The sequence below is a fragment of the Kordiimonas aestuarii genome (assembly GCF_025574465.1).
Lineage (GTDB): Bacteria > Pseudomonadota > Alphaproteobacteria > Sphingomonadales > Kordiimonadaceae > Kordiimonas > Kordiimonas aestuarii.
The window spans coordinates 159,529-174,843 of the sequence record NZ_JAOBPP010000021.1 but is presented as its reverse complement, the minus strand read 5'-3'; the positions used below and the strand labels follow the sequence as shown (position 1 = coordinate 174,843).

Annotated in this window: 11 protein-coding genes and 1 tRNA gene; 8 read left to right on the top strand and 4 right to left on the bottom strand. The window is 51.7% G+C overall.

Going from position 1 to position 15,315, the window contains the following annotated elements:
• Window positions 1–25: 25 nt before the first annotated feature.
• Entirely contained in the window at window positions 26–604 is a 579-nt protein-coding gene (locus OEU85_RS13380) for a YqaA family protein (RefSeq protein WP_262692003.1), read from the bottom strand.
• 139 nt (window positions 605–743) lie between these two features.
• Here OEU85_RS13380 and OEU85_RS13375 point away from each other — a divergent pair.
• Window positions 744–828 (top strand) — tRNA-Leu (locus OEU85_RS13375).
• 150 nt (window positions 829–978) lie between these two features.
• Here the strand turns inward: OEU85_RS13375 and OEU85_RS13370 are convergent.
• Both OEU85_RS13370 and OEU85_RS13365 read right to left on the bottom strand, forming a co-directional pair.
• Entirely contained in the window at window positions 979–1,248 is a 270-nt protein-coding gene (locus tag OEU85_RS13370) for a hypothetical protein (protein ID WP_262692002.1), read from the bottom strand.
• Window positions 1,241–1,456 (bottom strand): hypothetical protein, encoded by a 216-nt coding sequence (locus OEU85_RS13365; RefSeq protein ID WP_262692001.1) that lies wholly within the window; start codon window positions 1,454–1,456, stop codon window positions 1,241–1,243. Before OEU85_RS13365 ends, OEU85_RS13370 begins: the two co-directional genes overlap by 8 nt.
• Before the next feature lie 82 nt (window positions 1,457–1,538).
• Between OEU85_RS13365 and OEU85_RS13360 the strand changes: the two genes are divergently transcribed.
• A complete protein-coding gene (locus tag OEU85_RS13360; protein WP_262692000.1) occupies window positions 1,539–1,787 on the top strand; it encodes a hypothetical protein in 249 nt (82 codons plus the stop codon).
• An 86-nt stretch (window positions 1,788–1,873) separates the two neighbouring features.
• Here OEU85_RS13360 and OEU85_RS13355 read toward each other — a convergent pair whose 3' ends face one another.
• Window positions 1,874–2,659, bottom strand: a complete 786-nt coding sequence (locus tag OEU85_RS13355) for a DUF2971 domain-containing protein (RefSeq protein WP_262691999.1) — start codon at window positions 2,657–2,659, stop codon at window positions 1,874–1,876.
• Window positions 2,660–2,805: 146 nt separating this feature from the next.
• Here OEU85_RS13355 and OEU85_RS13350 point away from each other — a divergent pair, with 146 nt between their 5' ends.
• The 6 genes from OEU85_RS13350 to OEU85_RS13325 all read left to right on the top strand — a co-directional run bounded on the left by OEU85_RS13350 (window position 2,806) and on the right by OEU85_RS13325 (window position 15,298).
• The gene (locus OEU85_RS13350) at window positions 2,806–7,107 is read left to right on the top strand and encodes a DUF3883 domain-containing protein (RefSeq protein ID WP_262691998.1); all 4,302 of its coding nucleotides are present in this window, start codon (window positions 2,806–2,808) and stop codon (window positions 7,105–7,107) included.
• Window positions 7,108–7,229: 122 nt separating this feature from the next.
• Window positions 7,230–8,411 carry a type IV secretory system conjugative DNA transfer family protein gene (locus OEU85_RS13345; RefSeq protein ID WP_262691997.1) on the top strand — a complete coding sequence of 394 codons (1,182 nt, stop codon included), beginning with the start codon at window positions 7,230–7,232 and terminating at the stop codon, window positions 8,409–8,411.
• 67 nt (window positions 8,412–8,478) lie between these two features.
• Window positions 8,479–8,997 (top strand): hypothetical protein, encoded by a 519-nt coding sequence (locus tag OEU85_RS13340; RefSeq protein WP_262691996.1) that lies wholly within the window; start codon window positions 8,479–8,481, stop codon window positions 8,995–8,997.
• Window positions 8,997–11,513 (top strand): type IV secretory system conjugative DNA transfer family protein, encoded by a 2,517-nt coding sequence (locus tag OEU85_RS13335; RefSeq protein WP_262691995.1) that lies wholly within the window; start codon window positions 8,997–8,999, stop codon window positions 11,511–11,513. The genes OEU85_RS13340 and OEU85_RS13335 overlap by 1 nt, the downstream gene beginning before the upstream one ends.
• A 296-nt stretch (window positions 11,514–11,809) precedes the next feature.
• Window positions 11,810–13,357 carry a DNA cytosine methyltransferase gene (locus OEU85_RS13330; protein WP_262691994.1) on the top strand — a complete coding sequence of 516 codons (1,548 nt, stop codon included), beginning with the start codon at window positions 11,810–11,812 and terminating at the stop codon, window positions 13,355–13,357.
• Window positions 13,358–13,420: 63 nt separating this feature from the next.
• The gene (locus tag OEU85_RS13325; protein WP_262691993.1) at window positions 13,421–15,298 is read left to right on the top strand and encodes a DNA double-strand break repair nuclease NurA; all 1,878 of its coding nucleotides are present in this window, start codon (window positions 13,421–13,423) and stop codon (window positions 15,296–15,298) included.
• Window positions 15,299–15,315: the final 17 nt, after the last annotated feature.

The following is a 15,315-nucleotide window of genomic DNA, read 5'->3' as shown; positions in this document are numbered from 1 at the left end:
GTATCCTTCTGTCCGGTATCTGTTTTTATAAGTATTTGAGTACGGCAAACCCGGCGACACCCAATGCCACAAAGGCTGTCAGCACAAGGCCAAGGCGCTTTTCGATAAACTCGCGGATCGGCGGGCCAAACTTCCACAAAAGCGCGGCGACAAGGTAAAACCGGGCTCCACGCGCCGGGACGCTGGTGAGGAAAAACACCAAAGGGTTCATGCCGACAACGCCGCTGGCGATGGTTACCACCTTGAAGGGCAGCGGCGTAAATCCCGCCACCAGAACAATGAGGATACCATACTCCTGATAATAGCTCTGGAACTCCCTGAACTGCGCGCTGTAGCCGTAAAAGTCGATGATCGGCTGGCCGATGGTCTCAAAAAGAAGCGCGCCGATCAGGTAGCCAGCTACCCCGCCCAGCACCGACGCCACGAGCGTAATCGTGGCAAGACGAAAGGCCTTGAAGGGCTGAGCCAAAATCATCGGGATCATCATCAGGTCGATGGGGATGGGAAAAAAGCTGCTTTCCGCAAAGGATATGCCCGCCAGCCATTTTTCCGCGTGCGGGCTCATCGCCTTCGCCAGCGTCCAGTCATACAGCTTTCTCAGCATGCCCGCTCCTTGATCATCTCATATGCGATGGTTAGCAATGAGGGGGGCGAAATACAATCACGCATTCTCACTTTTCCGCGCTTGACGCGTGTGCGAAGCTGTATATGATGCACGGCGCTTGAAAAAGCCCATCCCACAGGCCCCTGTGGCGGAACTGGTAGACGCGCCGGATTCAAAATCCGGTTCTTTCGGGAGTGTCGGTTCGAGTCCGACCGGGGGCACCATCACCTTATAAAAATCAACGAGTTAGTGCCCATTGGCGCGCATTTGGCGCAGTGCTTTTGGCATTATGTCTCTGGCGCACTCGATTGCAAGCGCAATGAGCGAAAGGGTACGACGCTTGCGCACCGCACCCTGTGTCGCTGACTCGGTAGTCACTTCTTCTGATGCCGTTTGACATAGGCCTTCACCTCATCCTCGTACCAGAGAGGGCCGAGTTTTCCGGCACTCGTCGGGATGCGGATGGCGTCAGGGAAATCAGGCTTGCAGGCCACCCGTTGTTGCACCGTGTTTTTCGAACGGTTGAGGTAGGCGGCGATGTCGTCCAGTGACCAGAGCCGTTTGGGCATCTTCGCTGACTTCAGTTCTTCGAGGATGGAGGTGAGCAGCTCCTCAGTTCTCGGTTGGGGCCACGGCTTATCCATTCTGCGCCTCCTTCATAGTTACATGCCGGAAATCTTCTGCGCAGTTTGAGATGATCAACTCTCGGGCCAGTTTCGTGACCTTGTGAGAGGCCGTGTAGTTCACAGGGACTTCCTCAACCGCAAATGCCTTGAATATATCCCTCACTTCCGGCGTGGCGTTGAGGGACAGAATGAACTTCCCTTTGATGCCTTCGAGTTGGGTAGCCATTTTGGCAAATTCATTTCGGCTGAACAGGTCGCGGCCATAGTAATCCTCGACACCATAGTAAGGCGGGTCGAGATAGAAGAGGGTGAACGACGCGCATTCCTGCTATATTTCGGCGATTTCAGCGGAAAAGGAGCTGTTCGTCAGATTAATCTTTTCCGAACTCACGCTCTCCGGAAATATGTTGAAATTCCGGTGTAAAAACGGCTTCAAGGCGCTAGAACGCCGTCTTGTTACTATGGGCTGCCCGACAGAGTGGCTTTCCGAACTCGACCGGCTAGACGGGCTAAAGGTTAGTATTGTGGAACTGGAAAAATTGCTCAAGGGACGCTGATACCCCATACCGTACCTCACTGTGTGAAAGTCTGTGTGGGTGGAGTGCGTGGGCGGGGCTGGGGTGCTTGATTCTATACAGGTGGCTCAAAGAGAGCCGGAGAATATACGTACATTTGGTTCTACTCGCCGCATTATCATTTTATAGCTATTGGACATTGAGCCGATCCTTTCAACTGTGAAGTCCTTTCGAGTTTTTTGGAGACCCAGTGCCTTTTCCGCCAACTTATCGGGGGCGCGATCTCCAAGAATGACACCGGCGATTAGGTTTGGATCAACGGCTCTAATTATTGCGCTACTTCCCGCGGGCCCCTGTTTCAATACGCGATATTCCTGCTCGTAAGTCCATTCTGACGATTTCGTTGTAAGGATGGCAGTGGCCATTGCGTCTTGATCGCCGGAGAACCAGCGCATCTCCGGCACCTTGTCGCTATAAGTGACATTGCCGTCACCCGCATGGTCTGGCATTTCTGCGAGAGTAGTGATCAGTTCTGGTCGGTAGCAAATTACAAAGCCACGATGTTCAGCCGCATAGTGTGCCCACATCAAATGGCTATCCCACCGGCCCGCCAAGCACAGCACGTAAATGTTTTTCATCAGTTGTAAGCGTGGCTCAAAAGCTGCAGTGTAACTCTTCGCTGGACCAGAGAGGCTGCGCCAAGCATTTTCGAGTTCGTCCTTGGTGCGATGGGGAGCATGGATACTGTGCCAACGATCAAATGTCGCTCGTGTTGGGGCTACGTTTGCGAATTTGAATTCAAAAGGATCGTTGAAGCTGTGCGCGGGGGTGAACTTTACAGAGCCGTTTGCAACAGCCTTAGTGAAAATTTCTAAGAGTGCATCTTCACTGCCGCCGATAAATTTGTAGTACATTCCCACTCCCCATCGATTTTGCACCGTAGCTCAATGATCTGAGTACTGATGCAATCAGTGTCAGAACTTATAATACCTCCATACACCTATTTTACTATTCGAGTGGAATGGCTAATGTCTACAAGTTGTATGTCTAGGGGGGTGTTATGGTGCATAAAAGCGCAAGTGGGAATGTAGCGGGTACTGCAGAAGAAAAACCAGACGTCGATCTCGAGTATGGGGATGTAGCTGGCTTGCGTGGTCTTAAGGCTGATTTCCGTGAGCCGTCAATTGATACATGGAGCCCTCCCGATTTCGGTAATAGTCTGCGAACGAGGATCGGTGCGAGTGTCGTCGATGAGTTTGTTGCGGGTCACCAGCCAAGTGATGTTCTACGGGAACTGGTTCAAAATGAATTCGATGGAGGTGGCAATAAGCTAACTGTGCAATTCAGTGCCGACGCTTTAGACGTGGCCGGTAACGGTCGCGGAATCAGCACCGACGGATGGAAGCGACTGTCTGTTATAGTAGGCACCGGTCGAGTTGTCGGCGACGATGCGGATGGGCAAATCTCACGAAAAGCCAACGGGATTGGATCCAAAAACTTTGGCCTCCGCTCCCTTTTTTTGTTCGGCGATCAGATCTATGTCCGCTCCAATGGTCAGGTGGCATTGCTGGATTTACCCCAGCTGTTGACGGGCAGGACCAAGGATATTGGGCATGGCGGGCGCGGTGTGCGTCTCAAAGTTCCATTTCGCACTAGCAAATTCGAAAAGCTTGAGCCATTTCGCGTTGATACGGAGAGGCGAACATTTGATGCGATGGCGGGAGGGGTGCTCGCAACTCTCATTAAGTTGGCCCTGACAGGACGACGAACTGGTCTACGTGAACTCACACTCAGTTCCACTCGATTGGGGCGCTCGATTAAATGGCGACAGAAACCCGAAACTGTACGCTGTCGAATGCGCGGAGTATCTGTGGTTCGCCGAATAGGGCAGTTGAAGGTTGTTCAAAAAAATGGACCGGACACAACCCGTAAGTTCGAAGAACTCGAATTTACGCGTATCCTTGAGATACCTGCAAAGTTCTCGGACAACTCTTACCCGGATTATTATCGCCGACGGAATGGAAGAATATACCTCGGTGTTTCATTACCAATTGCCCGAAAAAAAATTGACCTTAGCCAAACTGGGAATTTCTATTACCCCTTGCAAACACCTGATAGCCGCACTGGTTGTACGGCAAGCGTGAGTGCACCATTCGACCTCGACGCAGATCGGAGTAGCTTGATCGAGAGCGAATGGAATAGATGGCTTCAGGAGCAAGCCGCCAAATTTACTATCGATCTGATCAGAGAAGATTGGTTTAGCCGGTTCGGCGCTGCTGCATTTAAGGCAGTGGTTTGCGAATCTTCAGGTTCGCCTAGCCGATATGCTGAGGCTTTGGGTGTGCTTTTGGCTAAAGAGAAATGTTGGCCCGTCCTAAGCGCCAAAGGACCGGAAAAATATGCTGTCGCTTCCGAACTTGTGTCGCCAGATTTCCCAGAATTGGAAGGGTTTTTGAGCAATGAGAGATACCTAGCCCTTTCACTACAGGCCGATGAAATTGTTCGAACGCTGGCGCGCAAATCTGGCGTAAAACCATTTACAGTGGCTTCTCTGGTACGCTTGAGGTGTGCGGGTGAGGATGCCGACGGCCTATCCACGAAAGTCGGCAACAGTGAGGCCAATTTCCACTTTGTTAATCATGTGACGGCTCTATCTCAGGTAGTCACGCAAGAGCGGATGGCTGAGGCGTTGACAAAATTGTGGAGACATATTTCCAAGCCCAGCCGGGTGGACCTTGAAGCCTCCCCATCAACGTTAACGGCGTCCGGAAAACTCAAACCCGCAAACCAACTGGTGTTGGTAGACGATACGATCTGGGATGCCTGTCCAGAGCCGCTTGAAAATAGACTTCACCCTAATCTAATCCACCACCAAGCAATCGCTCGCCTTTGTCGCAAATTTGACGAGCAAAGCTGGATATTAGATGCAGCACAGCGTGCAATAGATGGAGATATAGACCCGGTCGAACGTGAAGCGCTCTATGCTAAATTGCTATCTGGCAACATAGTGTTGGCACGCAAAATATTGCCGACGCTCAAGGCGAGCCCGGTTTTGAAAAATCATCGGGGCGAGTGGGTTGTCCCGTCCGAAATTGTCTCTCTAAAAGGGGGCCTGGCGAAGCTTTTTTCCCCTACGGTAAATATGCCCTCAAAAGAACTGTCCCGGCATTCGAAGCTTTTGAAACGGCTAGGGGCTAGAAAAAATATAAATGGTGAGGATGTGCTTAATTTTGCTCACTCTCTGGGAATCCGTCCAGCGGATGCAGAGCGATTTGAGGCCTTTCTGGCCGATAACATGGCTCTCCTCAGGCCATCTTTGGTATCCTCACTTAGTGACCTCTGTTTCTTGCGCAGCCGGTCGGGAAAACTTGAAGCGCCGATCAGTTTGCATCTTGATACCACGAAAAACCGTAGAATATTAAATGACGACAGTAGAATCGTGGCAGGTACGAGAAAAGAGCTTTATCGCAAGCTCGGAGTTCTGGAAGCACCTTCGCCGGAGACATTGATTGGAATTTTATCGTCACAGCGTGCATTAGGAAAAGCACCTCCCGAGGCAGATCTATTTTACTCTGCTTTGGCGTCCGCTTGGCTACGAAATCGAAAGTCTTTCAAATTGCCGGTGGATGAGCCGATTCTGTGGGTTGGTGATAGATACCATTCGCCGGAAGATATATTAGTTGGGAACAATATTCCCTCGATTCTTGATGAAGCGCTTCCCGTTTTCAGGTCAGGCCCGGCATTGGAGCGTGCCTACGTTGATCTCGGGGCCAGAAACGCTCCAAGCGAAGATCACTGGATTATTTTTTTAACGAGCATCCACGAGATGTACGGTCAAAAAGAGCGCGTTACAGCCCGGCATCGTCGTCAGTTGATGGCGGCATATAACATTCGGGGTGCGGCAGGCCTTCCTGAGCAACTTGGGGATGACATCTGCTGCTTGTTGGATTGTAGGGGGCGACTTTTCTCGCGTGCTCATGTCAAGGAGAGCACTTTCGTGGAAGCAGACTTTCCCCAATTGGCGAAAGTGCTTATAGAAGCGGACAGCGACTTGGGCATCGCTGATCCGAGCGATTATTCGCGAGATTTTCTTGGGAGTATGAGCGTTCAACTACTTAGTGTTGTCGCGGGCGCCGGAAAGCTGTCTTTTGGCGACCGCTCCCAACCACCGATATGGTTTCATGCAAAACAGCATGCGTCATTGCTCACCGGTATCCACCGCCCACTTTTTATACGGGCTATATATGAACTGACCGGACGCCAACAACATGGCTTTGAAGCGACCTTGCCAGCCTATGAAGAATTTCAACGTCGGATGCACGATATCGATGAAATTGGCGTCTATGAAACCATCCATCGAGCTTATCGAGTTGGCAGGCAGCTTGTAAAAATTCAGGCGGAATGTGGCGTGCTGAAAGGCACCATTGGGTTAGTTAGGCCAAAAACAAAATTCGACTGCCAACAACTTCTTGCGCAGTCGTTGGCTGAACTGGTTGGGGCGGTCAATGCTGCTCAGATGCGCGTATTTGCCAGCTTGATTTTGCCATTGCTTTTATCCCGGGAGAGCGAGGACATATACGTCTACTTGCAGAGAATGGGGATAGATTTACAGCAAGATAGCGCGACGCTGGACTGTGATGCCCCGCCATCAGATGATACAAATGATGATTTGAGAGAAGAGATAATTCTCCATGTGATGGATGGTGTTGGAGCGGATGACTCTGACGAAACCAACAGGTTTGTGGACGACCAAGAAATGACGACGAGCTCTCCCTCAAAGCCGAAGTCAAGCGACCCTAAAGTGTCCTCTTCTTCGTCTCTTGTGTTACCAGATATAGAGAATGTCTCTTTAATGGTTTCTGAAGCAGGTATCGGCGGGCAGCCCTCGGACACATGTCGTGGCCCTCGCAGCGGCGGCAAGCGGAGTATTTGGACCCCTCCGACTGCGGAAGACGTGGAGAGAGACCGTTCTGTCGGGCGTCGGGGCGAAGAGCTCGTCTACCAAATGGAGTTGGAAAGGGTCAGGGCACTAGGTTATTCAAACCCCGAAGATTTAGTCGTCTGGACTTCCGAGTATAATCCCGGCGCGGACCACGATATCAAATCGGTGGATCAAGATGGGCATGTACTTTGGATCGAGGTGAAATCCACGACCGGCACAGATGGGCAATTCGAATGGTCACGACGAGAGTTCGAGAAAGCTCTTAAAGTAGGGCGGTATTACCAATTGTGGCGGGTTTATAATGCGGCAAGTACGTCTCCTTCGGCGAAATGCTACAAAAACCCAGCAGCATTGGTCGCCGCCTCAAAAATTGTCATTGAGCTAAGTAATTTCCGATGCCGTGTCGAGAATGCCAGTTAGGAACTCTCTGTTTTCCAGAAAGCATTCAATACTAGCAGTTCGACAGCGAGATTGGGGCAGTTGTAATAAATTCGCAAGTGAGGCGCCTAGCTTTACTGCTTCTCATCAAACACAATAGCTAAATGAAATACCACGAAGCAGGGGCTTCTCATTTTGCGAGGACAAATTTTCGTAACCAACAGAAGCGCTTCGGCATCAAGCAGCCCGACCGTCTGTCCCACATTTATATCATAGGCAAAACGGGTGCCGGCAAAACTACGCTCCTTGAAAATCTGGTTCAACAGGATGTCCGTGCCGGTCGTGGCTTGGTTTTGCTCGACCCGCATGGGGACCTGGCGGAGCGTATACCGGACCGTATTCCATTGTTTCGTTCCGACGACCTGATCTATTTCAACGCCACTGACCCGTACCAGTTATATGGCTGCAACCCCCTGCGACGCGTATCTCCAGATGTACGGCCACTCGTGGCGTCCGGCGTATTGGAGGTGTTCAAGAAGCAATGGGCCGGCAATAGTTGGGGTGTGAACATGGAGCATATTCTGCGCAACGCGCTGCTGGCCCTTTTGGACATACACTGCGCGACCTTGGTCGATATTCCCCGTCTGTTCACGGATGATCAGTTTCGAGAGTCTGTGGTACCCCACATTGCCAATCCGCAGGTGAAGCGATTTTGGGAACATGATTTTGAAGCTGGTGGCTTCAATCGTGCCAGTGCACTCGGACCGGTGCTAAACAAGGTGGGGGCCTTCCTGTCCGATCCGATGCTATATCGCGTGCTGACAGCACCGGAGAAGCCGCTGTCTTTCCGGCGCATCATGGACGAGCGGAAAATCCTGATCGTCAACCTAGCCAAAGGCCGTATTGGCGACGATACCTCTTCCCTACTGGGTGGACTTCTCGTCACCATGCTCACCAACGCAGCCTTCAGCCGGGCGGACCAGCCAGAGAATATGCGTGAGCCATTTTTCATCTATGCCGATGAGTTCCAGAACATTGCCACCGATAGCTTTGCCAATGCGGTATCTGAGCTCCGCAAGATGAAGGTGGGGCTAATCTTGGCGCACCAGCATCTGCACCAAATCCCTGAAAGCATCCGGGCCGCCATTTTAGGGAATGTGGGCACACTGATATCCTTCCGCGTCGGTGCGCAGGATGCTCCCTATATGGCACGGGAGTTCTATCCAGATATTAGCCAGGAAGACCTCATCAACCTCCCCAACCACAACGTCTACCTGAAGCTTATGATTGATGGCGTGCCGTCTCGCCCCTTCAGTGCTGTGACGCTACCGCCTAGAATTTCCTAAAAGTAGAATTTTATCTATTTTTGCGATAATCTTCGCTCCTTGGCTAACATATGGGCAGGGGGTAACCATGGATTTGCTGTTCAAGCGCTCGCAGACGTCGAGCGACCTTGGTCGTGTTGCATTCAAGCTATTTGGCAAAGTGGAATTTGACGCTGAGGAAACCGAACTGGTCAAAAAATACCGTTTTGACGAGGCTGTGCTGATCTATTCCGATCAGCCGAAACTTTTCAAGAAAGCCTGCATGCGGGCGTTTGGCATCTTTATCATTGCATGGATCATTGTTTTCTCCATGTCCTACTCCGGCATGATGGCAGTCATGTTGGGGCTGCTCGGCGGATGCGGGTATGGCTATTGGTATTACCATCAGAACCGCGAGACCATCTATGTGCGTGACCTCATGCACGGCAGGTACTTCACCTGTGAGAGTGTGGTGGACCTCGCCCGCAAGGAAGCGTGGCTTGAGACCATCTGCTCTTTCCTGCGGCAAGTGATGGAGGGCGCTAAACATTGGGACGACGAGGTCCGCTCCACCATCAAGGCGCTTCCCAAAGAAGAGGCGCGACGGGTGATTATTGAGGGCATTTGATGAGCCTTCATATTGCCGCGCGGTTCCATGCTTTTGCGAACGGCCTGTTCCGTCCGTCCGAAGAGCGGAAGACATGGTTCCTGTACCACAGAGTGCAGTTCCTGCTGGAGCGCGAGGGTTTGGAAGATACCATGGGTAGGGCTGGCCTTGTCCTCATGCTTGCCGGAGACCTGGCTGATACCTTTGGCTTGTCCGAGGAACATGCGCACCGAGAGAAGCTGGCCGAGCTGGTCGCTCAAGTCATCGACTATGAAGACCTGTTTGTCCTGCCCCACATAGACTGGGACACGTCCTATACAGTTGCAGAGCATTTTGATCTGCGTGCCCTGTTGCGCACACAGCTTGATCTGATGAAGGATTTCAAAGGCACGTATCAGGCAATGCTGGATGCGTTTACGGTATCGCTAAACAGCCTGTACTCGGTTCCCTTTCGTAATCCTGATCGCACAGGGGCAGGCGTACAGACCTTTGATGCTGAAATGCTGGCTAGCATTCCCCACTGCGGCGCTGTTGTTGAAGGAATGATCCTTCCCTTCTTCGATCAGGATCTGACAGACAGAAACCTATTTCGTCGGCTGCAGCATCGGTTTGATCATAATCTGGAGCAGGCTGGGGGCAAATCCCCTGAAGCCTCCACCATCAAAGATCCCGACAAGCTTGCTCAAGCCTATCTGGCCGGGACACCTTTTCTGGCCTTCCTCGATGACAAAGTGGTTATTGCGGTGGCGCAAGCAACCCGTTTTGAGCATACCCATGTGCTCGGCGGCACAGGGCACGGCAAAACACAGCTCCTGCAATATATGCTACTTCGAGACATCGAAAGTGCGGCTCAAGAGAAACTCTCGTTGGTGGTTGTGGATAGTCAGGGTGACCTCATCCGCAAACTGTCGAACCTCAAGCAGTTTGCGGGACCGCTTGGCGAACGTCTGATCATCATTGATCCCGCAGATATCGAACATCCGCCCGCGCTCAATTTGTTTGACGCCGGTCTTGACCGACTAGAGAGTTACACGCCTCACCAGCGGGAACTGGCCTTCAATTCACTGGTGGATATCTATGGCCGCTTCTTCGGCTCACTCTTAGGGGCGGAACTGACGGCCAAGCAGGGTGCAGTGTTCCGCTATCTCGCTCGCCTGATGCTGACCATCGACGGAGCCACCATTCACACACTTATCGAACTGATGGACAATCCGGCGCCATTCAAGACTTACATCCAGCAGCTTGATCCCACAGCCAAGAGGTTCTTTGAGCAGGAATTCTCAAGGGGTGGCTTCAGCTCGACGCGGCAACAGATAAAGCAGCGACTTTATACGGTGCTGTCCATTCCCACATTTGACCGGCTGTTCTCAGCACCGAAGTCGAAGATCAATTTCTTCGACGCGCTGAATGACGGTTCCATCATTCTGGTGAACACGGCCAAGGACCTTCTGAAGGCTGACGGTGCCGCCATCTTTGGACGGTTTGTGTTGTCGTTGATTGAACATGCGATCATCGAACGTGCCACGCTTCAGGAGCATGAACGCACTCCCACCTTTCTCTATGTGGATGAGGCTCAGGACTATTTTGACGAAACCATCGAGACGATGCTGGTGCAGGGACGGAAGTATAATTTTGGCCTGACCTTGGCGCACCAGAGCCTAGCGCAGACATCGGGGAGACTAAATGCGGTGTTGGCGGCAAACACCAGTGTGAAGTTTGCTGGGGGTGTGAGCGACAAGGATGCCAAGGTATTGGCGGCGGATATGCGCACGTCCGCCGATATGTTGCTATCGATGCGGAAGAGGGACGACAAGGCGGAGTTTGCATTGTCGGTGCGCAACCAGACGCAGCATGCTCTCAAAATCGACATCCCGCTTGGACGCCTTGAAGCTCAGGAGAGTATGACTGCTGACGAGCAGGCATCCCTATGCGGAAGAAACCGGGACAGGGTGTGCTATGTGCCCGAGGAGCCAAAGCCAAAAACTGCAACCGAGCCGCAGCCTGCGACCGAAGCACCAGAGATTGCCCACACCGCCACTGAGGCCGAGCCGTCTGGCCATCGTGCCATTCAAAATAAAATTGCTGCAATAGCTAAGAAGCACGGCTTTGCGGCTGCAATTGAATATGTACTGCCGAACGATAAGCGCATCGACATCGCGCTGTTCGGGCATGCGCTTCGCATTGCGGTGGAGGTGTCCGTCACAAATCGTGAGGAATACGAGCTTTCCAACATCGAAAAGGCACTTGATGCCGGTTTTTCGATAGTCTGGATGGTGGTGCCGGGCGATGCCCGCCGGGAAAGCCTGAAGCAGTTTGTGCGAGAGCGATTATCTCCGAATAGATCGCCTCGCATTATTTTCGCATCCTGTGATGAAATTGCGTCCTGGATTGCAGGGTATGATATGACCACTCAAGCTGGTGAGCATGTCGCCGGTTTTGACATTCGAGTCAAATTTGAGTCTCCCAAAGGGCCCGATTTTCAATTCCGCCGCGATCAGCTACGTGCCGTATTGTCACAAAGCAGAGTGAAGCATTGAGTAAATATCAGTAACAATGTGTTTGTATGAGCAAAAGTGCGCATTTGTGTTGAGATGGGAAATTTGCTCAGATATGTTTGGCATTATGGAAAGTAAGAAAACCAGCAAAATTGGCACGACGAGAATCTCGGTGCTTCTGTCTCGAGAAGAGGCGCGGCGATTTGAATCATATTGTGATGAGCGAGGTTACAAGAAGAGCACTTTGATAGCTCGCTTGGTACGAGAACACCTTGATCGGGAAAAATTCGCAGCGCAAGTGGATATGTTTCGTGAATGAAGGTAATGGGAGAGGACAGATGAACGGTAGGACTTCGGGCCGTCTGATCCCCGCCAATGCTGGCGGCGTCACTAACGTGAGATTGATTAGCCAGAAGATAGCTCGCCTACAAGCGGGTGGGAAGCCGCGGGTACTGGATCTGTTTTCTGGATGTGGTGGGCTCTCATTGGGATTTCAAGCGGCTGGTTACGAAATTTCGGCAGCTATCGAGCTTGATCCCCATGCTGCCAAATCTCATGGTGAAAACTTCCATACAGGTAAGCCCTGCCACTCAGAGGCCCGAGATATTACTCGCACACCGCCGAAGAAATTGACTGCCGAGTTGAAGCTCGGTGAGCCAGCTTCGGCGTTTGATGTAATTGTGGGTGGTCCTCCATGCCAAGCGTTCGCCCGCGTAGGACGATCTAAATTACGTGAAGTTGCTGATCATCCCGAGGCATTCCGACATGACCCTCGCTCTCGGCTTTATATTGAGTATATCGATTACGTTAAGGCATGTACGCCCTTAGCAGTTGTTCTTGAGAATGTGCCAGATATGCTAAATTTTGGCGGGCACAACATCGCGCATGAAATTTGCGAGGTATTGTCCAGCATTGGCTATGTATGTGGCTACACGTTGTTAAATGCAGCGATGTATGGAGTGCCACAGATGCGGGACAGAGCCTTTTTAATCGCCGTCCGTAAAGAGGTGATGAATACTGTCAGCTTCCCTCCTCCGACCCACCAGATCGAATTACCTGCTGGTTATGAAGGAACTCGTGCGGTCGCAATGAAGTTGTTAACTCGCAGCGATACTCATGGACCTGACTGCTTCTGGCGACCCAGCCCCGAAGCAAATGCAGATCTTCCTCCAGCAGTCACGGCGTGGCAGGCCCTCTCCGACTTGCCACCTATTAACGCGATGGACGAGCTTGCAAATGGTCGACTGAAGCGTGGTGCTAGGCGGTTTGACGTACCAATTCCTTACCCTGAATCCGATGAACTTTCGGATTACGCCCGGTGTATGCGTGAATGGGTGAATTTCGCTGCCCCCGTCGCTCTCAAAGACCATGTGATCCGATACTTACCTCGGGATTACAAGCTGTTTGCGCGCCTCTCACCCGGAGATCAATACCCTGAAGCATATAGGGTGGCCGAAGCAATGTTTGCTGAAGCGCTTACGCAGCGCGCTGAACTTGGCTCTGCTCCGTCAGTCGACTCGGAGGAGTGGAATACACTGCGAGCGGAGATTGTTCCTCCCTATGATCATACCAAGTTTCCTAATAAGTGGCGCAAAATGGAGGCTGACAAACCAGCGAGGACGTTAATGGCTCACCTCGGTAAAGACGGTTACAGCCACATTCATTATGATAACCAACAAGCGCGCACCATCTCGGTAAGGGAGGCGGCTCGGCTTCAATCGTTTCCAGACGGCTTTCGTTTTTTTGGTACCATGAATCCTGCGTTCAGACAGATTGGCAATGCAGTACCTCCTTTGCTCGCAAAAGCAATAGGCGCCAATCTCCTGAAAGAAATTAATGCCGCATTGATGGTTTCACCAAGAGAAGTAGCCGCTGGGGGGAGATGAGGTTTGAAGGTTGCGGCGGGTAGACGCGAGTTTATAATCGTTCGATCACTAACGGAGTCGGACTTGGGATTGTTTGCTGCACACCGCACTTCAGCGACAAGTAAGCAGCGGGCTATTAATATTAATTCCACTCTCGCGCAGCATCTACTATCTCCAGAAGCAGTTGCAAAGGGTGGATGCGATCTGAACTGTGTTTGCGTCTATAATGGAATAGTGGTGCGTTCGTCACGGCGTCTCGGAAAAAGTGGCAAAAATTGGCGGTTAGGTGGTACCAAAATTGATGGCGACGCATTCGCGGAGCTGGATTGCAAAGATCTCGTTCTTATCCGTTCAGTGGCCAGCAATGATGGAACGCATCCCGTTACTATCGTGTTCATTTCCAAAAAGCACCAGCGTGTTCTTCATGCGGGCGTAGCAGCGATAGTGGAGCGGCTACTCAGCGGAAGTATGGCAGGGTTCTATGAGGAGGAAAAACCCTTTGGTGACCTCTCCTTGCATTGCCCAGCCATGGACTGGTCCTCAGAGGAGCAAGGACAGGCCGGGCACGAAATTACCATTCCCCCTATGCCGGAAGATGACGAACCGAATCTGTCGCGCAAACCAAAAACCATACATGAAAAGATTCGTAGCCCCCATATTATGGAGCGCATGTTTAAGGCGGCTGGGGATTTGTCGGCACCTGCACAGTTTCGGTTTATGGAAACTGTTGATGCGCTGGCTACGCAGCTCCGCCGAATACTACTTGAGACGGGTGGCATTGTGCGAGTTGAACGCAACCACAGTGCTTTTTGGTCAACGCTCAAGGGGCAGCGGACAGGTTTTGTGGATGGCGGTCTTGCCAATCTTTCAATGTTGGGTTCTGCGCCAATCGCGGCGCGGGTTGGGGGCTATACCGTTATCCCAGGTATTTCTGGTGATAAGCGCGAAGATTTCATAACGCTAAAGAGTCTCATCGGGGAGTTATATGCCTATGAAGGTGCGGGGGTCTTTGGCGACTCTTTTCCCGATGTCGGAGCGCTAAGGGATGCTGCACGAATTTCAATTGAGGCAGCTGGTGCGGTCCAACTGTTATCAAGATATGCTGACCTTAGTTGGCTTTTAGTCCACGGCGCCCTTGTTAATCCTGTCTCCCGTTACACTGACGTGATGCAGGACGGTCGGGTTCGACATCGTTTCCCAGACTTTTCTAGTGCTGCAATAGAAAAATTTCTGCCCGAAGGAGAGCAGGGACGAACAGGGCGAGAACGAAATTTTATCAGCGTCCATTTGCGTCAACTACAGCTTCTTGAAACATCCTCTACCGTGGTGTGTGGTGTTGTTGAACGAGAGAGTAGTACTACGTCGGTATGTCGGGCCGTTCTGGACAGCCTCGAAGATGAACTCATCCGGGACCTACTGCCAGTACCTCCCGCTGAATGGAAGCATTGGTTTCGCAATGCAGTAGATCCTTCAGGGGATGAAGATTTTGAAGGGCAGCGTATTACGGACTCCTTGTTGTTTCGCTGTGTTCTTGAGCCCGGAGAAGCCTTGCTTCCGGTAATCATTGACCGTAATGAGGCGCGTCGTGCGCCGGAGGCTTGGAAAGCAGAAATCCTAGAATACCCAAAACCGCTAGTTTTTTATTTGCAGGCGACCGAGTGGTCGGCCCCCATCCGCATCGAAATCTTCGAAAAGGATAGGGCTCGCTTCAATGAGATTGCCGCGCTAGTCTTACATTGTTCTCTGTTGTTGCCCAGATATGCCTTTCCTGTCGGACTAGACATCGTAGACAAGTTTGCCCGAATTCCTAACTGGATGAGCCGACCCATTAACACGCATACGGTCGTTCGTACTATGCGGACCGCTCTTGAGAACGAAGATATGAGGCTTTTTGATGCCGTTCGGCGAATGCTGTGTGGCTCTGGACGAGAATTCTTGCTGCGGCCGGGAATTTACAAGTAGTTGAAATCATGTTGGGG